The sequence below is a fragment of the Luteimicrobium subarcticum genome (genome assembly GCF_002798015.1).
GTDB classification, from domain to species: domain Bacteria; phylum Actinomycetota; class Actinomycetes; order Actinomycetales; family Cellulomonadaceae; genus Luteimicrobium; species Luteimicrobium subarcticum.
This window is the reverse complement of sequence record NZ_PGTZ01000007.1, coordinates 258871-283720: the sequence shown is the minus strand read 5'-3', so window position 1 is coordinate 283720 and position 24850 is coordinate 258871. Positions and strand designations below refer to the sequence as shown.

Genomic DNA, 24850 nt, shown 5'->3' with positions numbered 1-24850 from the left:
AGCTCACAGCAGGACGACGTCCATCGCCGCCACGTCGTCCGGGTCCATGTGGATGGACACCTCCACGACCTTGCCGTCCCGCACCACGATCCCGAACACCGAGCGGGCGGTCCCGCCCGGCGCCCAGACGCCCGCGGGCTCCCCGTCGACGAGCGCGAGCCGTGCCACGCGTGCCCGACCGTTGAAGGTCGTCGCGACGGCGAGCGCCCCGTGCATCTCCGCGCTGAGGACGGGCGCACCCTTCGCGGCGTTCGCTGCCGCCGTCTCCACGCCGACGGCGTCGACACGCAGCACGGCGTCGGGGTCCAGGAGGTCCAGCAGGTCGTCGAACCGCCCCTCGCGCGACGCCGACAGGAATGCCTCCACGACCGCGCGCTGCCGTGCCCGGTCCGGGACCGGCTCTCCCCCTCCCCGGACACGGCGCCGCGCGCGCGACGCGATCTGGCGCGTCGCCGCCGGCGTGCGCCCGACGACCGGCGCGATCTCCTCGAACGGCACGCCGAACACGTCGTGCAGGACGAACGTCAGGCGCTCGACGGGGCCGAGCGCGTCGAGGACCAGCAGCAGCGCCGACCCGACCGCGTCGGACTCGACGGCGAGGTCCTCGGGCAGCGCCGGCACGGGCGCGGAGAAGGTCGGCGACGTGGTCTCGTCCTCGGCGCGAGCCGTCCCGTCGTCGTGCTCCCACGGGTCCTCGCGCCGCGCGGCGCGCGCCCGCAGCATGTCGAGGCAGACCCGCGAGACGACCGTGGTCAGCCACGCCGAGAGGTTGTCGATGCTGTCGGCATCGGTGCGCTCGAGGCGGAACCAGGCCTCCTGCACCGCGTCGTCGGCCTCGTGCGTGCTGCCGAGGACGCGGTACGCGACGCCCCGCAGCCGCCCGCGCTCCTGCTCGAACCGTGCCGTCACCTGGTCGTCCACGGGTCCATCCTCTCGTCTCCGTCCTCTCGTCGTCTGGCCGCCGCGTGGGAGGGTGGGCGCCATGCGGACGACGCGACGGGCCTCGGGAGCCGTCCTGGCGGCCACCCTGACGGGGGTCCTCGCAGCGGTCCTGGCGCTGGCCGGCTGCCACGCGACGCCAGACGGTCCCGGGCGCGAGCCGTCGGCGTCCGGCACGGCGGCGACCGCAGGCCCGGCACAGACCGCGGCGGCGACACCGGCGCAGCCGTCGGCGACGGTCGACGTCGGTCCGGTCCGCCTGCGCGTGACGGCTCCCGTCGGCGCCACCCTCGCCATGTCGTCCGGCACGACCCGGGTCGCCGTCCGGCACCTGGACGGCGCACCGGTCGTCGTCACCGTCGACCGGCCCGCGGGCGCCGCGCTGACGGTCGAGCTCGACGGGTCCGTCGCCGTCGAGGACGCGTCAGGGCGCGCGGTCGGCGGGCTCGCCGCACCCGAGGACGCCCGCGCCCGCGGCACCCGGACGCGCGTCCGCGTCACGCCCGAGGGCGGGACGCTCGTGCTGCGGTTCGGCGACGGGACCCCGCGCTCCGCGACGTGGGGGGTCGCCGAGGGCGGGCGGTCCCTCGCTGTCGACCCGAACGCGTGGGCGCGTGCGGCGGGTCAGGCGGGCGCTGCCGCGACGTGGACAGCGGTGACGACCGCGCACCCCGACGCCGACACCCCCGGCATGCACGACCAGCTGCTCTGCCACGCGATCGGCGCCCCCGACAAGGCGACGTGGAACCTGGAGCCGTGGCGGCCGGACGTCGGCCTCGTGGAGACGGTCGCGGCGCGGTGCAACCCCTGACGCCGGCCCTCCCATCCCGACGAACACGTGATCCCTGGCCCTCCCGGCCCGTCTGACGGGCCACGGTCACGTGTTCGGCAGGACGAGCGAGGTCACACCCAGCCGTTGCGGACCGCGTAGCCGCCGAGCTGGATGCGGGTCCGCGCACCGGCGAGGTCCATCAGGGCCCTCAGGCGGCGCTGCACGGTCCGCGGTGACGCGCCGAGCTGGTTCGCCATCGCCGCGTCCGTCAGCCCCGCCAGCATGAGCTGGAGGAGCTGCACGTCGTTCGTCTCGAGCTCCGCGTCGCGCGGCAGGTACGGGCGCGCATAGCGCCAGGTCGCGTCGAACAGGGACTGCGCGACGCCGGCCAGCGGGCCGTGCAGCACGAGGGTGGTCGTGGGACCGACCTGGACGAGACCGATGTCGGAGTCCGCGACCATGACCTTCGGCAGCTGGTGGTTCACGACGCGCACCTGCTGGCCGAAGAGCGTCCACTCGTCGAGCTTCTGCAGGGCACCCGGCTCGCCGAGGTACGCGGGGTCGACCACGAGACGGTAGGCCAGCCCCTCCCGCAGCGGGCTCTGCCGACCCTCGTCCGCCGACGACGTGTCGAGGGTCTCTTCGGGCTGCGTCGGGCCGGGTGCCTGCCACTCCGGGTGGAGGGTCTCCGCGACCGGCACGACGGTGTTCGCGCCCGTCTGGAAGGCGCACACGACGTGGCGCGCCGCGGCCTCGATCTGCGCGAGGCGCACGGCCTGCGTCGCGCCCTCGACGACCTCGACGAGCTCTTGGGCGCTGCGCGGTGACCGCTCCCGGTGGAACGTCTCGACGAGGTCCGCGAGAAGCTCCTCGTCACGCCGCAGGCGCTCGCGCCCCCGGGCGAGCTCGGGCGCCAGGACGAGCTCCGGCGGCGCCGCCAGCCAGCGTCCCTCGTCGTCCGCGTTGCGGACCACGAGCCCCCGCTCGGCCAGCCGCCCGAGCGCGGCGCGCGCCTCGACGACCGTGCAGCCGAGCAGCAGCCCGGCGTGCCCGGCGGTCGTCCCGACGCCCGACATGGCGAGCCGATACACGGCTTCGTCGTGCGCGTCCTCGTCTGACCTGAAGCCACCCAGCATGTGGCGATTATCCGCCATGTCGGTATCCCGCCAGCCTGTGCGTCTGCCGCGCGGGCCCTGTGCCCGGCGAGAGTGGGCGTGCTGAAAGGAGCACAACCATGCAAACCCACCGCATGAGACGGAGCGCAGCCGCTGCCCTCGCGGCCGCCGCGCTGCTCGCGACCGCAGGCACCGCCACCGCCGCGAGCGCCGCCACCGACGACGCCCCCGCACCGGACGCCACCACGACCGGCACGGCCACCACCGGGACCACCGGCAGCACCGGCGGGTCCCTCGAGACCTTCACGCTCGTGACGGGCGACCAGGTGCAGGCGCGGGTCGCCGCGGACGGCACGGTCAGCGAGGCGCAGGTCGTCACCGACGACCCCGACCGGGTCGTCACGACCTGGATCTCGCACGACGACACGTACGTCATCCCGGCCGAGGCCCAGCCGCTCATCGACGCCGGGACCCTCGACGAGCGTCTGTTCGACATCTCCCTGCTCGCCCGTGACGACTACGACGATGCGTCCACGGACACGCTGCCCGTGATCGTCCAGTACTCGGGTGCCGCAGCCGCACGCTCCGTCGTGCGCGGCGCGACGACCACGGCGTCGATCCCCGCGATCGACGCGGCGGCCATGTCGGTCGACAAGGACCGCGCGAAGGCCGCGTGGGCCGGGATCGCCCCGAGCCAGGCGCGCTCCTCCTCGGGTGTCACGAAGGTCTGGCTCGACGCCAAGGTCCACGGCGACGCCGTCACCGACCTCACGCCGACCGTCCCCCTGACGGGCGCGGGCACCGCGCACGACCTCGGCTACGACGGCACGGGGGTGAAGGTCGCCGTGCTCGACACGGGCTACGACCAGCAGCACCCGGACCTCACGGGCCAGGTCGCGCTCAGTGCGTCGTTCGTCACGACCAAGGGCGTCACGATCCAGGACGGCAACGGTCACGGCACGCACACCGCCTCGACCATCGCCGGCACCGGCGCGGCCAGCGACGGCCGCTACGCGGGCATGGCCCCGGGCGCGAAGCTGCTCGTCGGCAAGGTCCTCGGCGACGACGGCTCGGGCCAGGAGTCGTGGATCCTCGCGGGCATGCAGTGGGCCGTCGACAACGGCGCGAAGGTCGTCTCGATGTCGCTGGGCAGCGACTCGACGACCTCGTGCTCGGGCGCGGACGTCGACCTCGTCCAGGCGCTGTCGGACAAGGCGCTGTTCGTCATCGCCGCCGGCAACGAGGGCCTGCACGGCCAGGTCTCGACCCCCGGCTGCGCGCCGGACGCCCTGACCGTCGGCGCTCTCGACCGTGACGACGCGACCGCGTACTTCTCGAGCCGCGGTCCGTCGGTCGGCGGCACGGCGGCCAAGCCCGACATCGCCTCCCAGGGCGTCGACGTCGTCGCGGCCCGCGCAGGGGGCGGGACGGACATGCCGTACGTCGCGGAGTCCGGGACGTCCATGGCGACCCCGCACGTCGCGGGCGGAGCGGCGATCGTCTTCCAGGAGCACCCGGACTGGACGCCCGAGCAGGTCAAGGACCTCCTCACGTCGTCCGCGGACGGCACGACCACGCCGGTGCTCGAGCAGGGCGCCGGGCCGATGGACGTGGGCCGCGCGGTGACGGAGCCCGTGTACGGGGAGCCGAACGAGAGCCTCGCGACGTTCACCGCCGGGCAGGACGTCACCCCCGTCACGAAGACGGTCACACTGCACAACACGTCCGGCGCGGACGTGACCCTCGACCTGTCGTTGCAGACGTACGGGGACAGCGGCATCGCCGACCTCCCGGCGCGTGCGGTGAAGCTCGGGGCACCGGGTGCCCGCAAGGGTGCCGACCAGGTCGTCGTCCCCGCCGGCGGCTCGGCCGACGTCCCGCTGACGATCGACCCGTCGGCCCGGGCTCACGTCGACGACTACGGCACGGTGACGGGCCGTCTCGTCGGCCGCGCCGAGGACGGCATGCGCGTCACGGTCCCCTTCTCGTACGTGCTGGCCGCGCCGACCGCGCAGGTCACGGTCGTCGTGAAGAACCGCTACGGGATGCCGGCCGACTCCTACTCGTCGTTCCAGGTCCTCGACCTGGCCGGCGGCAGCGGCGCGAACTACGGCGTCGGCTCGGGCACGGTCACCCTGACCATGCCGGTGGGCACGTACGAGTTCTCGAGCACGGTGCTGACGCGCGACACCCCGGACAACCACGGTCAGGTGGACTCGGTGACCGAGGTCTTCCGGCACGGGGTGAAGGTGACGGGCGACACCACGGTCGTCCTCGATGCCCAGGACGCTCGTGAGCTGCGCTGGAAGACGGACAAGGCGACACAGCCGGAGGGCTTCTCGATCGGCTACACGCAGGGCATGGCGTCGAACGGCACCTTCAAGACCGGTCTCCTGACCACGGTGCCCTCGTACGTGAACCACCTGTACACGACCCCGACGAAGACGGACTCGCGCCTCACGTTCGAGGCGACGGCACGGCTGGCCGCACCGCGCCTGACCATGACGTCGTCGGGTGGTCGCCAGGTCGACGACCTGCCGGTCACGTTCGCGCCCGAGTTCGCCGGCACCGCGTCGGCACCGCTGGTCGACGTCGGGCCGGGCACCGACGCGAACATCGCCGCCGCCGACGTCACGGGCAAGCTCGTCCTGATCGACGCCAGCACCGCGGTCACCGGCGGCAACGCTCTCAGCTGGGACCGTGCACTCAAGGGCCGTGGCGCGGTGGGCGTGCTGGCCTACTCGTCGACAGCGCTGGGGCGCACGGTGACGTCGGGCAGCGGGACCACCATCCCGATGATCTCCATCACGACGGACGACGCCACCGCGCTCCGGGCTGAGCTGGCGGCCGGCCCGGTGACGATGAGCTGGACCGGGCAGCCGGTCGCGACCAGCCCCTACCTGTACAACCTCGCCACGGTGACGCACGGGGAGATCCCGACGGGGGTCCAGCGGGTCAGCGACGCCGACCTGGCGACCGTGCCCACGGACTACCACACCCAGGGCACGGACTCCCGGACGTGGTGGCTCGACCTGGGCCTCGAGCTGCCCGGCGTCTCCGCCGTCTACGCGTCGGGCTCCATGCTCCCCGTGAACGCCCCGCTGCACCGCACCGAGTACTACACGGCGTCGTCCGACGTCGCATGGACGACGATCGCCCGCATGACGTACAACGTCTCCAACGCTGCCTCGTTCGGCGGTCCGGTGACGTACGAGCCGGGCTCCTCGCAGCCCACGTCCTGGTTCGCCGCCCCCACCGGCGCGACGGGCACCACGAACGACGTCCCGCTGGCCTACCGCACGCTGAACGGCATGTCGCTCGCGCTCCCCGCGTGGGGCGACGCGGCAGGTCACGACTCGACCGGTCTCATCAACCAGGACAGCTGGTCGACCTCCGTGGCCGTGGGCGGCGCCGCGGTGGTCCCGGCGGCAGGCGTCTACGCGCTGCCGTCGGGCAGCGCGAGCGTGCACGTGGTCCGGACGTTCGTCCGGCGGGCGAGCACAGCCGCGGTCCTCGGCCTCGGGTACACGACCGACTGGACGTTCACGACGGACCGTTCCCAGCAGGGCGCCCAGCACCTGCTGGTCCCGCACGTGGACCTGGACACGGACCTCACGGACCGTGTGACCTCCGGCACGGCGGCGCACGTGGTGCTCACCGCCACGGACGACGGACCGAACACCGCGGCCGACGTGAAGTCGGCCACGCTCGAGTACGCGACGGGTGACACCGCGTCGACCGTCGCGCAGGTCACCGGGTGGACGGCGGTCCCCGCCACGAAGGACGCCCTGGGTCGCTGGACCGCGGACGTCCCGACGGACGTCCCCGCGGGCAGCTTCGTGCACCTGCGGGTGGCGCTCACCGACGTGAACGGCTCGCACGTCGAGCAGACCATGGTGCGCGCCTACCAGGCGGGCGGCCGGGTCGACCTCGGCGTCTCGGCCCGCTCGCAGTGCGTGAACGGGGACGCGATGGTCGCGGTGTACGCGGCGAACCGCAGCGCCGTGACCGCGGACGTCACGCTGTCGACGCCGTTCGGCACGACGACCGTGGCCGGCGTCGAGCCAGGCAAGGCGGCCTACCACCTGTTCGACACGGGTGCGGTGCGGCTGAAGAAGGGCGGGGACGCTGACGTGGTCGGCGCCGGGCACGTCGGCTCGCTCGACGTGCGCACCCCGTACACCGCGGGCTACGACGCGGTGAGCTGCCGCTAGCCGTCCGCTGCAGGACCCTGCGGGCCCGTCCGCGTGCGCCACGTCGCACGCAGGCGGGCCCGCAGGTATGTCACGGCCGGCGACTCGCCCATCGAGCTCCGCCACACGAGCCCGACGGTCCGCACCGGGACGGGGTCGACGACGGGGACGGCGACGACCCCGTCGGGCAGCGCGCCCCGGCCGAGCCGCGGCAGCAGCGAGACCGCGGCGCCGGCCCGGACGAGCGCGACGTGCGACGCGAACTCGGGGGCCCAGTAGGCGATCCGGGGCTGGCGCGGCTGCGTCCCGAACATGTGGACGAACCAGGCGTAGCAGATGGAGTCAGGGAGGGTGGAGGCCCACGTCTCGTCGAGCAGGTCGCCGGGCGCGACGCGCTCCTGGCCGGCGAGGCGGTGGCCGGACGGGACGATCAGGTCGGCGGTGTCGTGGCCCAGGTCCTCGTGCGCGGCGTGCAACGGCACCTGGAGCGTGATGCCCGCCCAGGCGTGGACGACGGCGAGGTCCGCCTGGCCCGCGCCGATGCGCGCGACCGCCTCCCAGGGGTCGTACTCGTCGACGACCACGTCGAGGCCGGGGGCGTCGTGCCGGAGGGTGCCGACGAGCGGCGCGACGAGGCCCCGGACGGCGGTCGAGAACGCGGCGAGCCGCACCTGGCCGGTGGGTGCTCCCCCACGCGGCTCGGCTGCCCGGACCCGGGAGCTGGTCCGCTCGACCCGCCGCAGGAGGTCTTCGCCGTCCTCGACGAGGAGGCGTCCGGCCGCGGTGAGGACCACCCCACGCCCCACGCGTTCGAGCAGCGGCGTGCCGAGCTGTCGTTCCAGCCGCTTGACCTGCTGCGAGACGGCCGACGCCGTGTACCCGAGGTCGGCGGCCGCGCCGTGGACCGTCCCCGCCCGTGCGACGGCGACGAGCGCTTCCACCCCTCCGAGATCGATCATGCGACCAGACTATGGTCATGCAGCATCGCTACACAGTGAGGCCAAGAACTGCGTGATGGACGTGCACGATCTGGTGCCCGAGACTCGACGCGTGCCTCCTGCCCTGCCCGCCCGTCTGCCCACCCGCCTGCCGGCCCGCCTGCCGACCCGCGCCGCGCTCCTCGCCTCGCTCGTCGCTGTCGTCTGGGGCGTCAACTTCGTGGTGATCGACCTCGGGCTCGGCGACGTCCCGCCCACGTTGTTCGCAGCCGTCCGGTTCACGCTCGTCGTCGTCCCCGCGATCTTCTTCGTGCCGCGCCCGGCGGCGCGGTGGCGCGACGTCGTCGCCGTCGGGGTCTTCATGAGCCTCGGGCAGTTCGGCCTCCTGTACACGGCGATCGCGGTCGGGATGCCGCCCGGCCTCGCGTCCCTCGTGCTCCAGGCGCAGGTGGTCCTGACCGTGGTGTTCGCCGCCCTCGCGCTGCGCGAGCGACCCACGCGCGCCCAGGTCGCGGGAGTGGTCGTCGGCGCGGCAGGCCTCGTCGTCGTCGGCGCCGGGCGCAGCGCGGACGTCCCGCTCACCGGACTCGTCCTGACCCTCGCCGCCGGGTCGTCGTGGGCCGTGGGCAACGTCGCGGCGCGGCGCGCGGGACGCCACGCTCCCGCAGGCGGCCCGAGCGGTCCGCTCGCGGGACTCTCCATGACGGTGTGGTCCGCCACCGTGGTGCCCCTCCCCCTGCTCGCGCTGTCGCTCGTCCTCGACGGCCCCGCCGCGGTCGGGCAGGCGCTCACGCACCCGACCGTCGCCGCCGTCCTGTCGACCGCGTACACCACCTACCTCGCGAGCCTCCTCGGCTACGGCGCGTGGAACACGCTCCTCGCCCGGTACCCCGCGTCAGCCGTGGTGCCCTTCACGATGCTCGTGCCGCCGACCGGGATGCTCGCCGCGTGGCTCGTCCTCGGGGAGGCGCCCGACGCCGGACAGCTCGTCGGGGGCGCGCTCCTCCTCCTCGGCGTCGCGGTGGTCACGACGGGGCTGGTCCGGGTGCGTCCGCGCGCCCCGGGTGCGCCCGCCACCGCCCCGGCACATGCTGGTGGTCCCGGACGTCTGGAGGCACCGTGACCGACTTCGAGCTCGACCCGTCCGTCCCGCCGAGCGGGCCCGGCTGCGCCGAGTGCACCGAGACCGACGGCTGGTGGTTCCACCTGCGTCGGTGCGCCACGTGCGGTCACGTCGGCTGCTGCGACTCGTCGCCCTCGCAGCACGCGACGCGGCACTTCACGGAGACCGGGCACCCCGTCATGCGCAGCTACGAGCCCGGTGAGGACTGGTTCTGGGACTACCGGACCGGGACGCCGGCGACCGGGCCGGCCCTGGCCGACCCGCAGGCGCACCCGGACGACCAGCCCGCGCCCGGCCCCGAGGGCCGCGTGCCCGCCGACTGGGTGTCGCTGCTCCACCCGTGACGACGAGAGCCCCGGTGCGGACCAGGTCCGCACCGGGGCTCTCGGGCTGCTGTCGTGCTGCCGCCAGGTCAGCCGCGCTTCGAGCGCTGCAGCGACTTCTCGCTCACGGGAGCGTCACCGCTCGCGACCAGGTCGGCAAGGTAGGCCCGGGCCTCGTCCTGGCGGGCCTTCTCGTTGCCCGTCGCGACCTCGGCACGCAGGTGCTCGGGGCCGTACCCGAACGCGTCGACGAGGTCCTGCGCGTGCGGCCGCAGGCGCCCGACGAGGCGGTCGATGTACGACGTCACGGTGCGGGCGCGCTGCGCGGACAGGCGCCCGTTGACCAGGTACCAGCCCAGCTCGCGCTCCACGAGCGAGAGCCCGAACAGGTCGCGCGCCCACGTGAGGACCTGGCGCGTCCCCTCGTCCTCGACGCCGGCGAGGGTCTGCGTGAACGCCTCCCACTTGAGGAGCTGGCCGTGCGCGCGCGCGACGGTGATGAGCTCGTTCTGGTGGGCGTTGAACAGGTCGAACGCCTCCTGGGGGCTGAGCTTGGACGCGGAGCGCAGAGCACCGGCGAGCTCGGCGACGGCCGCCTCGACGCGGTACGTCAGCAGCTCGCGCTGCGTCGCCTCGTCGCGCAGGTGCCCCGCCGCACGGCGTGCCGAGCCGCCGTCGACGACGGTCTGCACGGCGCGGTGCAGCGGGGTGCCGTGCAGCGCCAGGTCGGCGGCGCGGTCCACCACGTAGCGGGCCATGCCGCCCGCCGAGATGCCCTTGAACTGCTTGCCGTACTCGGTGAGCAGGCGCTTGCCGACGAGCTGCAGCAGGACGTTGTTGTCGCCCTCGAACGTCGTGTAGATGTCGAAGTCGTGGCGGAGCTGCGTGACCCGGTTCTGCGCGAGGAACCCGGCGCCGCCGCACGCCTCGCGCACCTCCTGGAGCGTGTCCATCGTGAACCACGTGGACGTCGACTTGAGCGCCGCCGCCATGGTCTCGAGCTCCTCGCGCGTCTCGGCGTCGTCGTGCTCGCCCGAGAACACGGCGTCGAAGAGGTCGAGGAGGCGGTCGTGCGCGAACGACATCGCGTACGTCTCGGCGATGCGCGGGATCAGCCGCCGCTGGTGCCGGCCGTAGTCGAGCAGCACGACCTCGTCGAGACCGGCGCCGGCGAACTGGCGGCGCTCGTTGCCGTACCGCACCGCGATGGCGAGGGCCATCTTGGACACCACGGACGACGCGCCGTCGAGCGACACGCGCCCCTGGACGAGCGACCCGAGCATCGTGAAGAAGCGGCGTCCCGGGCTCTCGATGGACGACGCGTAGGTGCCGTCCGCGGCGACCGTGCCGTAGCGGGCGAGCAGGTTCTCGCGCGGGACGCGCACGTGCGTGAAGTGCAGGCGTCCGTTGTCGATGCCGTTGAGGCCGCCCTTGAGGCCGTCGTCCTCGCCGCCCACGCCCGGCAGGAACGCGCCCGCGCGACCGTCGTCGCCGACCTCGCGGATCGGCACGTAGAAGCAGTGCACGCCGTGGTTCACGCCGGCGGTGACGAGCTGCGCGAACACGGTCGCCGCGACGCCGTCCTTGCCCGCGTTGCCGAGGTAGTCCTTCCAGGCGCCACGGAACGGGGTGTGCAGGTCGAACTCGCCCGTCTCGGGGTCGTAGGTCGCGGTCGTCGCGATCGACGCGACGTCCGACCCGTGGCCGGTCTCCGTCATCGCGAACGCACCGGGCACGGCGAGCGACATCGCCCCGGGCAGCAGGCGGTCCTGCTGCTCGGGCGTCCCGAGGTGCAGGATCGCGGCGCCGAACAGGCCCCACTGCACGCCCGACTTGATCTGGAGCGACAGGTCGGCGGCTGCGAGCTCCTCGAACGCCGCGATGTTGCCGCCGGGCATGTCGGCGCCGCCGAGGCGCGTGGGGAACGCGCGCAGCACGTGCCCCTCCTCGACGAGCAGGCCGAGCTGCCCGAAGACGCGCTCGCGGTGCTCGTCCATGGTCAGGCCGTCGACGCGGACGTACCGGTCGTCGCACGCCGCCCCGCGGGCCTTGCGGCGCTCGGGCGCCCACCGGCCGAGCAGGAGGGACTCGAGGGCCGGGACGTCGACGCGCGGGGCACCGCGCTCCGGCGCGCTCGCGTGGTCGTCCGTGGGGGCGGCCGGCGTGGTGACCTCGGGGGTCGCGATCGCGCCGTGGGCTGCGGAGAGGTCGGTGGGGGCGCTCATCTCAGGACTCCTGGCTCGTGCTCGTGGTGCGGACGGAGGCGGTGCTGCGGGTGGAGGCGCTGGCGGCGGTCGGGCCCTCCCAGAGCCAGCCGCCGAGCTGCGCGGAGAGCTGTTCGCGCGCGGGGGTGCCGGGGGCGTCGCGCTGCGCGAGCCACCACTCGCCGGTCCCCCGGACGAACGACGCGGCCCCGGACGCCCAGGCGACGGCCGAGACGTCGTCGAGGATCCCGCCGCCGAGCAGCGCCCGGGCCATGAGGGACGTGATGGTGTCGGCGAAGGTCATGAGCGGCGGACGACCGTCGCCGGTGACGCGGGGACCGGCGTCGTTGCCGATGATCGATCCCGTGCGCGTCACGAAGTAGTAGACGTTCGGGGAGTGCTCGATCATCGCGAGGTACGTGTCGACCATGGCCTCGAGGCCCTGGCGGGGCGAGTCGGCCGCGGCGAGGGCGGCTTCGAGCGCGTCGCGGATCTCGTGGACGACGGCCTCGCCGACGGCGATCTGGAGGCCGTTCTTGTCCTCGAAGTAGCGGTAGATGATCGACTTCGAGGTGCCGGCGAAGGCCGCGATCTCCTCCATCGACACGTCCGCGCCGTGCCGGTGGACGGCCTTGCGCGCGGCGTGGACGAGGGAGGTGCGGCGGGCCGCGCGGTGGTCGTCCCAGCGCGTGGAGCGGCCGTCGGGCGCGCCGGTGTCGTCGTCCGGCGGGTCGAGCGGCCGGGTCGGGCGCGCAGGTCGCGCGGTGCTGCGCGGGGCGGGGATGCTGGACCCGGCACGCGAGGAAGGCAGGGAGGAACGCGTCGTCGCACTCACGAAACCGAGAGTATCAGGTACTGTCGGTCTCGGACATCAACGGCGAGGGCGCGCTCCTCCGAGCGGGCAGCCGGCACCACGCCACCACTGGTGAGAAGCAACGTCGCGAGAGGACCAGGATGACACCGCGCAGGACCACCCGACAGGACGCCGGAGACAACCCGCCCCCCGACCGGAGCGCCCCCGGGCCGGGCCCCGGAGCACGCGACGCCGTCGTCGTCGGAGGCAACCGGATCCCGTTCGCCCGCGCCGGCGGCGCGTACGCCGGCGTGTCCAACCAGGAGATGCTCACCGCCGCGCTCGACGGGCTCGTCGCCCGCTTCGGGCTGCAGGGCGAGGTGCTCGGCGAGGTCGCCGCCGGCGCCGTCATGAAGCACTCCAAGGACTTCAACCTCGTGCGCGAGAGCGTCCTCGGCTCGGCGCTCGACCCCCGCACCCCTGCGTACGACCTCCAGCAGGCGTGCGCCACCGGCCTCGAGGCCACGATCGCCGTCGCCAACAAGATCCGGCTCGGCCAGGTCGAGTCGGGCGTCGCGGGCGGCGTCGACACGATCTCCGACGCGCCGATCGCCGTCTCCCCCGGCCTGCGCCGCGCGCTCCTCGCTGCCGGGAACGCGAAGACGTTCCAGCAGCGCCTCAAGGCCTTCGCCTCGGTGCGCACCTCGGACCTCAAGCCCGACGCCCCGCGCGTCGACGAGCCCCGCACGGGCCTGTCCATGGGTGAGCACCAGGCGGTCACCACCGCCCGCTGGGGCGTCACCCGCGAGGCCCAGGACGAGCTCGCGCTCGCCTCCCACCAGCACCTCGCGGCCGCGTACGAGGCCGGCTTCTTCGACGACCTGGTCACCCCGTTCCGCGGGCTCGCGCGCGACAACAACCTGCGCAGCGACACGTCGCTCGAGAAGCTCGCCGCCCTGCGCCCCGTCTACGGCAAGACGCTCGCCGGGACCACCCCGAGCATGACCGCCGGGAACTCCACGCCCCTGACCGACGGCGCCTCGACCGTGCTGCTCGCCTCGCGCGAGTGGGCCGCCGAACGATCGCTGCCCGTGCTCGCGAAGGTCGTCGACGCCGACACCGCCGCCGTCGACTTCGTGCACGGCGACGAAGGCCTGCTCATGGCCCCCGCCTACGCCGTCCCGCGCCTGCTCGCCCGCAACGGGCTCACGCTCGACGACATCGACTTCTTCGAGATCCACGAGGCGTTCGCGTCGACCGTGCTCACGACCCTCGCCGCCTGGGAGGACGACACCTTCGGCCGTGAGCGCCTCGGCCTCGACGGTGCGTTCGGCACGGTGGACCGCGCCCGGCTCAACGTCGTCGGCTCGTCCGTCGCCGCCGGTCACCCGTTCGCCGCGACCGGCGGACGCATCGTCGCGACGGCCGCCAAGCTCGTCGCGCAGCGGGCCGCCGAGACCGGCCGCCCCGCCCGGGCCCTGATCTCCGTGTGCGCCGCCGGCGGGCTCGGCGTCGCAGCGATCCTCGAGAGCGCGTGAGGCGGCCATGACCGACACCTACCTGAAGCTCGTGAACGCGGGCAGCACCAAGACCCTCGCGAAGAAGCTCGGCCTGCCGCGCCCCGCCGTCCTGCGCCGGTTCGTGCCCGGGCAGCCGCTCGTCGTCGGCCCGACCCTGGTGCTCGGGTCGGCCGACCACGGCGCCCCCCGGGACGCCACCGACGCCGTCGCGCGCCTCCTCGTCGCGTGGGGGCTCGACGTCCGACGCGACCCCGCACAGCTCGAGGACGGCGCCCGCTGGGGTGCCGTCGTCGTGGTGCTGACCGAGGTCGAGACGCCCACGGACCTCTCGTCCGCGCTGCTCGCGCTCGGCAGCACCTTGCGCACGCTCGCGCCGTCCGGCCGCGTCGTCACGCTGTCGCGCGCGGCCACCGAGTCCGACGTGCCCGCCGTCGCCGCGGCCCGCCACGGCGTCGACGGCGCCCTGCGCTCGCTCGCCAAGGAGCTGCGCGGCGGCGCGACCGGCAACGGGATTGTGCTCGGCCCCGACCTGGCGGGGACGGACGGGCTCGGCGTGCCGTCCGTGGCCGCCGCCCTGCGCTTCTTCCTCTCCGCGAAGAGCGCGTTCGTCGACGGGCAGCTCGTGACGGTCGGCTCGTCCGCCGGCACCGTGCCGTCCGACGACGCCGGATGGGGCGCGCCACTCGCCGGCAAGGTCGCCGTGGTCACCGGGGCCGCCCGGGGCATCGGCGCGCAGATCGCCCGCGTGCTCGCCCGCGACGGCGCGACCGTCGTCTGCGTGGACGTGCCCCCTGCCGGGGACGCGCTCGCGAAGGTCGCCAACGCGGTCCGCGGGACCGCGCTGCAGCTCGACATCACGGCCGACGACGCCGGCACCCGGATCCTCGACCACGCCGTGGGCCGGCACGGGCGGCTCGACATCGTCGTCCACAACGCCGGGATCACCCGCGACAAGCTGCTCGCCAACATGACGTCGGACACGTGGGACCCCGTGCTCGCCGTCAACATCACCGCGCAGCTCCGCATGAACGAGCAGCTCCTCGCGTCCGGGCGGCTCGCTGACGCGCCGCGCATCGTGTCGCTCGCGTCGACGTCCGGGATCGCCGGGAACCGGGGCCAGACGAACTACGCAGCGTCCAAGGCGGGCGTCATCGGCATGGCGCGGGCGACCGCGCCCCTGATGGCCCCCCTGGGCGGGACCGTCAACGCCGTCGCGCCCGGGTTCATCGAGACCGAGATGACCGCGAAGATCCCCGCCGTGACCCGGCAGGTCGCGCGGAGGCTCAACGCGCTGCAGCAGGGCGGCCTGCCCGTCGACGTCGCCGAGACGATCGCGTTCCTCGCGTCGCCCGCCGCGGGCGGCATCAACGGCGAGGTCGTCCGCGTGTGCGGGCAGAACCTGGTGGGCCGGTGAGCGCCCCCGGCAGCGCGGGCGGCCCGGACGACCAGCGTCGTCCGGGCGCGGCACACGACGGGCTGGCCCGCGAGATCCTCGAGCTCGACGGCGTTCCGTCGCTCGCGGCCCTGTACGCGAAGGGCGTCACCCGGCCGCTCGTCGACCGGCTGCCCGGTCGCGGACCGGCGGGCGGCACCCCGGCCGACCTCCCCCCGGTGACGTACCGCGTCGGGGCGCTCGAGACCCGCGGGAGCGCGGTCGCGGGCCGCCTCGCCGCGTACGCCGCACACGTCGGCGAGCCTCCGTCCGACGTGCTGCCGGCCGGGTTCGTGCACGTCCTCGCGTTCCCCGTCGCGACTGCGGTCATGACCCGCGCCGACTTCCCGCTCCCCCTGCTCGGGCTGGTGCACCTCGAGAACGCGGTCGAGGTGCGGCGACCGGTGCGCCTCGGCGACACGCTCGAGGTGCTCGCGTCCGCCGACGACCTCCGCCCGCACCGGCGCGGCACGCAGGTCGACCTCGTCACCGAGATCCGCACGGGCGGCGAGCTCGCGTGGCGGGGCAGGTCGACCTACCTCGCGAAGGACGTCGTCCTCGGAGACGGCTCACCGGCGGACGCGCGTCCGGCCGATGGCGGGAGCGGTGACGGCGACCACGAGGCGACCACCTGGGCCCGGCCGCTGCCGACCGCGCGCTGGACGCTCGACGCGGGGACCGGGCGCCGGTACGCGGCGATCTCGGGCGACCGGAACCCCATCCACCTTTCCGCGCTGTCCGCCAAGGCGTTCGGGTTCCCGCGCGCCATCGCGCACGGCATGGACACCGCCGCCCGTGCGCTCGCGTCCGTCGCGGCGCGCCGCCCCGACGCGTACGAGTGGACGGCCCGGTTCGCCAAGCCCGTCCTGCTGCCCGGGACGGTCGACGTCGCCGTGACGCCCACGGACGACGGCTGGTCGTACGACGCGTGGCACGGACGCTCGGGCCGGCGGAACCTGTCGGGCGCGATCGTCCGCCGCTGACGCCCGGTCAGACCTCGCGGGTCATGAACACGCTGTTCGGGTCGAGGACGTAGGACGCGAACGGCCCGCACTCGACGAACCCGTGCCGCCGGTACATCCGGCGGGCGGCCTCGAAGAACGGCTCGGCGCCGGTCTCCAACGACACCCGGCGCATCCCGGCGTCCGCGGCGGCGTCGAGGACGTGCAGCAGGAGGGTCGACGCTACCCCGCGTCCCCGGGCCGCGGCGGCCGTCCGCATGGACTTGAGCTCGCCGTGCGCGGCGTCGTGGGTCTTGAGCGCCGCGGTCGCGAGGAGCGTCCCGGGGCCGCCGGGGGCGTCGTCCGACGCGTCGGCCCACACGCTCCAGAACCGCATGCCCGGCGCGCGCAGGCCGTCGAGGTCGAGCGCGTGCACGCTCTCCGGCGGCGAGATCTCGCGCATCTGGTCGAGGTGCTCGCCGAGGAACCGGACGACCCGCGGGTCGTCGAGCCCGCCCTCCGTGATCTGCACCCGGCCACGGTACCCGGGCTGCGCGCTCGGACGGGCAGGCCCCGCTGGCATGGTTCGATCGGTCCGTGACCACCCTGCGGCGTGACGACCTGTACGACGACGAGACGTTCGACGGCACCGACCTCTCGGGCGTCGACGCGACCGGTTCGACACTCGTCGACTGCACGCTGCGGGGCGTCGTGCTCGACGACGCGCGCCTCACGCGCGCCACGCTGCGCGGCTGCGACCTCGTCGACGCGCGCGCGACCGTCCTCGACGCGGTCCGGGGCGACTGGACCGACGTGACCGTCGCGGGCGCGCGGTTCGGCGGGGTGAGCGCGTACGAGTCGCGCTGGCGGCGGGTCACCCTGCGCGGCGGAAAGATCGACTACCTCAACCTGCGGGACGCGACGCTCGACGACGTCGTCCTCGACGGGTGCACGGTCGACGCGCTCGACCTGGCGGGCGTCCGCGCGACCCGGCTGGTGCTGCGTGACGTGCGGGTGCGCGAGCTCGTCCTCGACCGCGCTCGGCTCGCCGCGTGCGACCTCACCGGCCTCGACACCGGCGGCCTGCGCGCGGTGCGCGGCGTGGGCGGGCTCGCGGGCGCCAGCATCACCGCGGCGCAGCTCGTCGACCTCGCCCCCGTCCTCGCGGAGCACGTCGGCCTGACGGTCGTCTGACGACGTGCGTCCGAGACCTCAGCCGCGCGCCGCGCGGCGCAGCGCCGAGAGGTAGCGCAGGGTGATCACCTGCGGCGCCACCCACGGCAACGGTCCGACGTGCCGCGCGAGGGCGGATCGCGGCTGCGACCACGCCTCCACCACCCCACGGACGACGTCGTCAGGACCGAGCGCGACGACGAACCGTTCGACCCCGTCCTCGACGTGGGCCGGCTCGGTCGCGTAGGTGAACCCGGCGCGGTCGTCGGTCCGGCCGACGTCGAGCACCCGGCAGATCCCGCCGAGCCGCAGCACCTGCGGGCCGATCCCGACCCGGACACGCTGGCCGGGGTGCGCGTCGGGCGCCGGCCCGCCCGCGGGGTCGTCGGCCCGGACCCACGCACCCCGGTGCGCCCGCCAGCCCAGCAGGGCGTCCGCAGCACGGCCGAAGGCTCGCCCGCCACGCCCGATCTCCCGCTGCGTGCGGACCAGCACCCCACGGTCGAGCGCGCGCAGGCTCTCCAGCGGCGGCAGCGCGTCGAGCTGCTCCGCGGACTGCGGGTCGGCTCCCGCCGGAGATGTGGTGTCGGGGGTGTCGTGGGTCATCGGTGCTCCGTCACGCGTCGAGGTGCCGCACCCGCGGCCACACGTCGGACCAGGTTCCCGCCGGCCCCGCACACAGCATGACCGACGCACCCTGCTCCTGGTTGTCGATCCCCTTGCCCGTGTCGACGCGGGCGACGGTCCGGCACCCGCTCGCCCAGTCGGGAGCGGTGTCGTACCCGACGAGGACGATCGGGCCGGTCGCCCCGGGCGGCGGCCCCCAGCCGCCGTACCCGTTGTGCCCCGAGTACACGGGCACGGGCGCGCCGTACCAGTCGAGCGCCCCGGCCTCGCCGTAGTTCGCGGTGACGATCGCGGTCGCGTGGCCGACGGTCGCCGCACCGTCGACGGCCCGGACGAGCGGCGTCCAGCCGATCGTCTCGGCCTGGTCCGCGTTCATCGCGGCGTAGAACGAGCCGTCGTACCCCCGTGCCGGCAGGAGGGGCAGGCTCGCCGGCCACGCGATCGCCCCGACGACGGCGAGGATCACCACGGCACGCCGCGCCTCCGGGACGGACCAGCGCTCGACGAGCCCGCACGTGCCCGCGGCGACGAGCACGGGCAGCAGCCCGACGAGGTAGTAGCCCTTGCCGCCCGTCCCGAGGAACAGCACGAACAGCGCCGCGAACGCCCACGCGAACGGCCGGGCCGCCCCGAGCGCCGGGACGCGCCACAGCCGGACCAGCCCGTACACCCAGATCGCCGTGACGAGGGGCCCGAGCAGGACGAGCACGAGGGCGACGTACCCGACCCGGCCGCCGACGGTGACGTTCTCGAGGCGGATCTCGCGGGCCAGCGTCACCTCAGGCCAGCCGTGGCTCGCCTGCCACAGCACGGCCGGCAGCCCGATCAGCGCGACCACCCCGGCAGCGCCCCAGAACCACGCGGTGCGCAGGTGGTGCCGCACGGGCGGCGTCAGGAGGACGCCCAGCGCCACCGCGACGAGCAGGAGGGCCGTCGTGAGCTTGTTCTCGACGCCGAGCCCGCCGAGGAGCCCGACGACGAGCCATCCGCGTGCGTCGTCGCGTCGCAGCACCCGCAGGACGGCGTACGTGATCGCGGTCCAGAGCAGGAGGTCGAGCGTGGCCGTCGACAGGATGTGGCCGAGCGCCACGACGACGGCTCCGGTGCCGACTCCCACGGCCGTCAGCACCTGCGCGGACGAGCGGCCCCCGAGCTCGGCCGCGAGCACGCCGGACAGCACCACGGTGCCGGCGACGGCGAGCGCCGCGACCGTGTGCAGGGCGAACAGCGAGCCCGGCGCGACGAGGTCGGCAGCCCGGGCGAGCAGGGGCGTGAGCGGTGGCTGGTCCGGGTACCCCCAGGCGAGGTGCCGGCCCGCCTCGACGAAGTACAACTCGTCGCGGTGCGGCCCGTAGCGGCCAGCCAGAGCGAGGAGCACCGTGAGCAGGGCGGCCGCGACGGTGAGGACGGCCGACCAGGCGACCGCGGCGGCCCCGCCCGTCCGGTCGGTCGTCGTCCTGCCGCGGGACCGCGCGGCGAGCACCCCGTCGGGCGCCCTCTCGGGCCCGGTGCGCGGTGGCGCGCCGTCGCCTGCCCCACCGTCGACGTCGCTCTGCCTGGTCGTACTGCTCGCCCGCATGGTCCCCCGCTCCGCTGCGCGGCACGCGTCCCCCCGCGCGCCGTCTTCGAGCGTAGCCAGCCCGCCCGACAGGGACGAGGACATTCCGGACGTCGGACATCGGGGGACGTCCTCGTCGCGGTCAGGGGCGCGCGAGCCGCCGGTGCAACCCGTCGCGCACGCGCGGCCACTCGTCGGCCAGCACGGAGAAGTAGACGGTGTCGCCGACCGTCCCGTCGGCCGCGACGCGGTGCTGCCGCAGCACGCCCTCGCGGGTCGCGCCCAACCGGGCGATCGCGGCGAGCGAGCGCATGTTGCGGGCGTCGGCGCGCAGCGCGACCCGGCGCAGCCCCCAGGTGTCGAACGCGTGGGTCAGCAGCAGCAGCTTGGTCGCCGGGTTGGTCCGCCCGCCCCACCACGGCCGCCCGTAGAGGGTGTGACCGATCTCGACGCGGCCCAGGGCGCGGTCGAGGTCGTAGAACGACGTGGTGCCCCGGACCTCGCCCGGGGAGCTGTCCGGCGGGGCCCCCGGCGGGGTGCTGCGGACGACGAAGGCGAGCCGTCCCGGCGTCGCGACCGCGGCGTCGATCCACTCCGCGAGCGCTGCCGTGGACGTCGGGGTGGGCGTCGTGAAGCCGAACCAGGCGGCGGCGTCGATCAGCGGCAGCAGGTCGGCCGCGTGCTCCGGACCGAGCGGCTCGAGACGCACGTCGGGGCCGACCAGGACGGTGTCGTGGATCACCGGCACAGTGTGCCATCGCCCGGTCATCACCCGGGACGCCCCGGGAACGCCGTCCTGGGCGGCTCCCGCGCGGTCGGGACCACCCACCCTGGTGGGGCGCGAAGCCCGCCGCCTAGCGTCGATCGCGTCATGCCGACCGGCACCTGGGCGGTCGGACGAGTCGTAGGGGGAGACATGACACAGGACGTGACGCGCGCGATCGGACGCCTGCCGTTCGCCAGCGAGGTCTTCGGGACCTACCGGCCGATGATCGGCTGGACGTCCCGGCGCAAGAGGGACCGGGCGTCCGACGGGGCGAGGCGCGGCACGGCCGCGTTCCTCGAGGAACGGATGGCCCAGTACGCCAGCGGGAACACGTACGCGGGTCCGCCGGAGGACAGGTCGCTCGCCCGAGAGGACATCGGGACCGTCCTCACGTCCCGGCCGTCGTCCGTCGCGCCGTTCGACGGCGGCAGCTTCTTCCTGCCCGAGCTCCGCGACCTCGTCGTCGAGAAGCTGGCGGGCGCAGCGGCGCCGACGGACGCCGCGGGGTGGGGCGAGCTGCTGAGCGAGGAGATGATCCGCGCCGCCTACGGCAGCGAGCAGCAGGGGACGGTCCGTGCGTGGCGGGCCTGGAGCACCGCCGTCCGGGCAGCCGACGTCGCCGCGCCCGGGGAGACCGCCGCCGCACGGAGCCGACGGCTGCTCGACCGCACGTACGCGGCCCTCGACCAGGAGTCCCGGCTCGCGGGCGCGGCGCTGGACCTCGCGCGCAACGGTCACGGCGACGTCCTGGGGGCGCTCCTGCTCGACCGGTCGCGAGGCACCGAGGAGCTCGACCGACGCGCGGAGGCGGCGCAGCGCGGCCTCGCCGACCCGTTCACCCAGATGGACCCGACGCACGGTCTCGCCGGCGTCAGCGTGTCGCCGCTCGGGATCGTGCACTACTTCCGGCAGTACTTCTTCGAGCTGGACTCGTTCCTCGGCCCGTCCGTGGGGCACGTCTGGCTGACGCCCGGCTCGACCGTGGAGCTCGTCGAGTCCAGCACCCGGCTGACCCACGTCGAGCAGACGTCCGCGAGCTCCCGCGACTCGTCCACGACGGACACGCGTGGGGAGAGCACCCAGGACGACCTGAGCGGCGCGGTCAAGCAGGAGAACCGGTCCGACACCAGGCTCGGGTTCTCCGCCACGGTCAACGAAGCCTGGCCGTCTGGGGACATGACGGCGACCGGCAGCATGAACCTCGACACCACCCAGGCCCAGGCCCGGGAGGCGACCTACCAGAGGATGCGCGAGCAGACGGCGAACGTCAGCACCCAGCTCCGGTCGACGTTCAGCACCACCTTCAAGACCGTCACCGACACCACGGACGTGTCCAGCAAGCGCTACGTGCTGAGCAACCCCAGCGAGACCGTCCTGCAGAACTACGAGCTGCGGCGCAAGATGCGGCAGGTCGCCGTCCAGGTCCAGGACGTGGGGACGTACCTGTGCTGGGAGACGTTCGTCGACGACCCCGGCGCCACCCTCGGCCTTGCCGACCTCGTCCACATCGCCAAGCCGCCGGACGTCACACCGATCCCCGACCCGGAGGAGACGCCGACGCCGGAGCGCAAGTCCGGCATCTCCTTCGACGTGAAGGTCGCGTGGGCCAAGACGGACGACACCCGTCCGACCGACCCCGCGCTCGGCGGGATCCCTCTCGGCCGCCGGCAGATCACCGTCGAGATCCCCGACGGCTACGAGCTCGAGCTCACGGTGGACCAGGTGTTCCAGCTCGACTGCGTGGCGGCCCGCGGCGAAGGGAGCTTCGACTCCTACCAGTACCTGGCCGTCTACCGGGGCGGGCGTGACATCGACGTCGTGCTCGCGTGGGGGACGAACGGGCTGTCCTGGGACGAGACCGTCCAGCTGGACCTGCGCGGGACGGTCGCGCTGGTGCCCACGGCCGCGAAGATCCAGGAGGTCAAAGACCGCAACACCGCGCAGCTCGCCGAGGTGCAGCGGAAGAATGCCGCCGCGCAGCACGCGGCGACCCGGGCGGCGTTCTACGCCGCGGCCAAGGAGCGCATCGAGCTCGCGGCCTCCATCACGAAGCGGCGGTTCGAGGACCTCCGGGAGGAGGAGCGCGCGGTCGTCTACCGGAACCTCCTGACCGACCTGATGGCGAAGGACGACCTCACCGGCCGGCAGAACTACGTCTCGGGCCTCGACGACAGCACCCGGCACGTCTATGCCACGGTCCTGGAGGCGATCTTCGACATCGACCGGATGCTGTACTTCGTCGCACCCGAGTGGTGGAAGCCGCGCGCGGTGTCGCGCCTCGACGTCGGGCGGTCCACGCACCCGTTCGGTCCGGACAAGGTGGTCTCGTGGTCCGGGGGCCAGGCACGCCCGGACAACTACTACATCACGGGTGACTCCCAGCCTGCGGCGCTGGGCAGCTCGCTGGGCTGGCTGCTCCAGCTCGACGGCGACGACCTGCGCAACAGGTTCCTCAACGCGCCCTGGGTGCGTGCCGTGATCCCGATCCGTCCCGGCAAGGAGGCCGCCGCCCTCGCCTGGCTGCAGCGGGCGGGCGTCGAGGGGTCCGACGGGCTCGACGACCCGTACGCCGGCACGGACGAGGCCGAGGAGATCACGCAGGGCCTGAAGGATGCAGGCCTCGAGGTCAGCGACCCGCCCACGGTCGGCGACGCGATCCGCTACCTGTGCCTGCGCATCAAGGACAAGCACGACGAGTCCACCCGCGAGCGCCTGTTCCCGGAGCGGGACGGGGTCGACGACGGCGACAAGGTGTGGGCCACGCCGGTCGACAAGGTGTACGAGTACGGCTACTACCCCTTGGAGCGCTCGTTCCGGGCTGACCCGGCCGAGCTGCCTTCCGACGGCACGAGCACCAACTTCCAGATCATGTCCGAGTGGAAGGAGGTCGTGCCGACCGACCAGGTGGTGCCGGTGGTGGTCGAGTACGACGCCTACTCCGGACGCGAGAAGACCCCTGCCCCGGAGGGCTGAGCACGCGGGACGCGCCCGGCGCCTACTCGGGCGCCGGCCCGCAGCCGGCGGACTCGGCGACGAACCCCGCCGCGGCCGTCGCGATCAGACCCGACAGACCGGACGCCTCGGGCAGCGGTCGCGGGTCGTCCTGCACCGCCCAGCAGCCGTCGACGACCGCGTAGCGCACGGCCGGGCCGTCGGTCACGAACTGCTCGAGGGCGGTGAGCAGGCGCTCGACCTCCTCGCCGCTCGTCCCGACGCCGACGCTCGCCCGGACCGCGCCCGCGGAGTACCCGAGCCGGCGCAGGAGCGGGTGGGCGCAGAACCGGCCGTCGCGCACCCCGATGCCGTGCTCGGCGGCGAGGTACGCGGCGACGAGCCCGGGGTCGTGGTCGTCGACGGAGAACGTCACGACGCCGACCGGGTCGACGGCGTCCTCCCACACCTGGACGACGCGGACGCCGGGGACCGCGGACAGGCCGTCGACGAGTCGGCGGCGCAGGGCGTCCTCGTGGGCGTGGAGCGCCGCGGGGTCGACGGCCGCGAGGGCGTCGCACGCGGAGGCCAGCGCGACGGCGCCGAGGACGTTCGGGGAACCGGCCTCGTGCCGCGCGGGCGCGGTCTGCCACGTCGTGGCGTCGAGCGCGACGTTGCGGACGGCGCCGCCGCCCGCGAGGTACGGGGTGCCGGCGTCGAGCCAGTCGCGCCGGCCCACGAGCGCGCCCGCACCGTAGGGCGCGTACGTCTTGTGGCCCGAGAACGCGACGTAGTCGACGCCGCTGCCGGCGAGCGAGAAGCGGCGGTGCGGGACGAGCTGCGCGCCGTCCACGAGCACGCGGGCGCCGTGGTCGTGCGCGAGCGCGACGACGGCGTCCAGCGGCAGCGACTCGCCGGTCACGTTCGACGCGCCCGTCACGGTGAGCAGTGCGAACGGGTCGTCGGCGTCGGCCGCGGTGCGCAGCGCGTCGGCCAGGAGCGCGAGCGTCGCGGTCGTCGTGGGCTGCGCCTCGACGACGGTCGCCCGCGTGGTGCGCTGCCAGGGCAGGAGGTTCGCGTGGTGCTCGGCGTCGAGGACGAGGACGCGTCCGGGCCGTCCGTCGGCCGCCGCCGGGACGCAGCCCGCGAGCAGGTTCGTCGAGTCGGTGGTGTTGCGGGTGACCACGGTGACGTCGTCGGGGCGGGCTCCTACGAAGTCGCCGATCGTGCGACGCGACGCCTCGTAGAGCGCGGTCGACACCTGGGACAGGTAGCCCGCGCCGCGGTGCACGCTCGCGTAGAGCGGCAGCACCTCGGCGACGCGGTCCGCGACGGTGCGCAGAGCGGGCGCCGAGGCCGCGACGTCGAGGTTGGCATAGGTGACGCGTCGGCCGTCGACGAGAGGGACGAGCGTGTCGGAGCCGACGACCGTGAGCACGGGGGCGACGTGCGAGACGTCGCCGGCCACGGTGCCGGGACAGGTGGCGGTGTCGATGGTCATG

19 protein-coding genes are annotated in these 24850 nt (G+C 74.4%); 9 read left to right on the top strand and 10 right to left on the bottom strand.

Annotation, left to right across the window (positions count from 1 at the left end; all coding sequences use genetic code 11):
- Positions 1 to 3 precede the first annotated feature (3 nt).
- Positions 4 to 921, bottom strand: a complete 918-nt coding sequence (locus tag CLV34_RS06375) for a sigma-70 family RNA polymerase sigma factor (protein ID WP_245859056.1) — start codon at positions 919 to 921, stop codon at positions 4 to 6.
- 61 nt (positions 922 to 982) lie between these two features.
- Between CLV34_RS06375 and CLV34_RS16700 the strand changes: the two genes are divergently transcribed.
- A complete protein-coding gene (locus tag CLV34_RS16700; RefSeq protein ID WP_245859055.1) occupies positions 983 to 1750 on the top strand; it encodes a DUF2599 domain-containing protein in 768 nt (255 codons plus the stop codon).
- A gap of 92 nt (positions 1751 to 1842) precedes the next feature.
- Here CLV34_RS16700 and CLV34_RS06365 read toward each other — a convergent pair whose 3' ends face one another.
- Entirely contained in the window at positions 1843 to 2865 is a 1023-nt protein-coding gene (locus CLV34_RS06365; protein WP_170044607.1) for a helix-turn-helix domain-containing protein, read from the bottom strand.
- A gap of 95 nt (positions 2866 to 2960) precedes the next feature.
- Between CLV34_RS06365 and CLV34_RS06360 the strand changes: the two genes are divergently transcribed.
- Entirely contained in the window at positions 2961 to 7040 is a 4080-nt protein-coding gene (locus CLV34_RS06360; protein WP_100349441.1) for a S8 family serine peptidase, read from the top strand.
- Here CLV34_RS06360 and CLV34_RS06355 read toward each other — a convergent pair.
- The gene (locus CLV34_RS06355) at positions 7037 to 7978 is read right to left on the bottom strand and encodes a LysR family transcriptional regulator (RefSeq protein WP_100349440.1); all 942 of its coding nucleotides are present in this window, start codon (positions 7976 to 7978) and stop codon (positions 7037 to 7039) included. The genes CLV34_RS06360 and CLV34_RS06355 overlap by 4 nt on opposite strands.
- Positions 7979 to 8117: 139 nt before the next feature.
- Here CLV34_RS06355 and CLV34_RS06350 point away from each other — a divergent pair, with 139 nt between their 5' ends.
- Both CLV34_RS06350 and CLV34_RS06345 read left to right on the top strand, forming a co-directional pair.
- Entirely contained in the window at positions 8118 to 9080 is a 963-nt protein-coding gene (locus CLV34_RS06350; RefSeq protein ID WP_100349870.1) for an EamA family transporter, read from the top strand.
- Positions 9077 to 9424 (top strand): UBP-type zinc finger domain-containing protein, encoded by a 348-nt coding sequence (locus CLV34_RS06345; RefSeq protein ID WP_100349439.1) that lies wholly within the window; start codon positions 9077 to 9079, stop codon positions 9422 to 9424. The genes CLV34_RS06350 and CLV34_RS06345 overlap by 4 nt, the downstream gene beginning before the upstream one ends.
- 68 nt (positions 9425 to 9492) lie before the next feature.
- Here CLV34_RS06345 and CLV34_RS06340 read toward each other — a convergent pair whose 3' ends face one another.
- Positions 9493 to 11628 carry an acyl-CoA dehydrogenase family protein gene (locus CLV34_RS06340; RefSeq protein ID WP_100349438.1) on the bottom strand — a complete coding sequence of 712 codons (2136 nt, stop codon included), beginning with the start codon at positions 11626 to 11628 and terminating at the stop codon, positions 9493 to 9495.
- Position 11629: 1 nt separating this feature from the next.
- A complete protein-coding gene (locus tag CLV34_RS06335) occupies positions 11630 to 12442 on the bottom strand; it encodes a TetR/AcrR family transcriptional regulator (protein WP_245859054.1) in 813 nt (270 codons plus the stop codon).
- Between the two features lie 119 nt (positions 12443 to 12561).
- Here CLV34_RS06335 and CLV34_RS06330 point away from each other — a divergent pair, with 119 nt between their 5' ends.
- From CLV34_RS06330 to CLV34_RS06320, 3 genes are read left to right on the top strand one after another with little or no spacing between them, the layout of a single operon-like run.
- Positions 12562 to 13938, top strand: coding sequence for an acetyl-CoA C-acetyltransferase (locus tag CLV34_RS06330; protein WP_100349437.1), 1377 nt, complete (start codon positions 12562 to 12564; stop codon positions 13936 to 13938).
- 7 nt (positions 13939 to 13945) lie between these two features.
- Entirely contained in the window at positions 13946 to 15334 is a 1389-nt protein-coding gene (locus tag CLV34_RS06325) for a 3-oxoacyl-ACP reductase (protein ID WP_100349436.1), read from the top strand.
- Complete coding sequence (locus CLV34_RS06320) at positions 15331 to 16335, top strand: MaoC/PaaZ C-terminal domain-containing protein (protein WP_245859053.1); 1005 nt, start codon at positions 15331 to 15333, stop codon at positions 16333 to 16335. Before CLV34_RS06325 ends, CLV34_RS06320 begins: the two co-directional genes overlap by 4 nt.
- Positions 16336 to 16342: 7 nt before the next feature.
- On the opposite strand, the gene CLV34_RS06315 is transcribed toward CLV34_RS06320, so the two are convergent.
- Entirely contained in the window at positions 16343 to 16825 is a 483-nt protein-coding gene (locus tag CLV34_RS06315; RefSeq protein WP_245859052.1) for a GNAT family N-acetyltransferase, read from the bottom strand.
- Positions 16826 to 16890: 65 nt separating this feature from the next.
- On the opposite strand from CLV34_RS06315, the gene CLV34_RS06310 reads away from it, so the two are divergent.
- A complete protein-coding gene (locus tag CLV34_RS06310; RefSeq protein ID WP_100349434.1) occupies positions 16891 to 17487 on the top strand; it encodes a pentapeptide repeat-containing protein in 597 nt (198 codons plus the stop codon).
- An 18-nt stretch (positions 17488 to 17505) separates the two neighbouring features.
- On the opposite strand, the gene CLV34_RS06305 is transcribed toward CLV34_RS06310, so the two are convergent.
- The 3 genes from CLV34_RS06305 to CLV34_RS06295 form a co-directional block, all read right to left on the bottom strand.
- Positions 17506 to 18072, bottom strand: a complete 567-nt coding sequence (locus CLV34_RS06305; protein ID WP_100349433.1) for a DUF1990 family protein — start codon at positions 18070 to 18072, stop codon at positions 17506 to 17508.
- 10 nt (positions 18073 to 18082) lie between these two features.
- A complete protein-coding gene (locus CLV34_RS06300) occupies positions 18083 to 19672 on the bottom strand; it encodes a glycosyltransferase family 39 protein (protein ID WP_157803732.1) in 1590 nt (529 codons plus the stop codon).
- Positions 19673 to 19793: 121 nt separating this feature from the next.
- Positions 19794 to 20393, bottom strand: a complete 600-nt coding sequence (locus CLV34_RS06295) for a GNAT family N-acetyltransferase (RefSeq protein ID WP_100349431.1) — start codon at positions 20391 to 20393, stop codon at positions 19794 to 19796.
- 174 nt (positions 20394 to 20567) lie between these two features.
- Between CLV34_RS06295 and CLV34_RS06290 the strand changes: the two genes are divergently transcribed.
- Complete coding sequence (locus CLV34_RS06290) at positions 20568 to 23390, top strand: hypothetical protein (protein ID WP_100349430.1); 2823 nt, start codon at positions 20568 to 20570, stop codon at positions 23388 to 23390.
- Positions 23391 to 23412: 22 nt separating this feature from the next.
- On the opposite strand, the gene CLV34_RS06285 is transcribed toward CLV34_RS06290, so the two are convergent.
- Complete coding sequence (locus CLV34_RS06285; RefSeq protein WP_100349429.1) at positions 23413 to 24849, bottom strand: aminotransferase class V-fold PLP-dependent enzyme; 1437 nt, start codon at positions 24847 to 24849, stop codon at positions 23413 to 23415.
- Between the last annotated feature and the right edge of the window lies 1 nt (position 24850).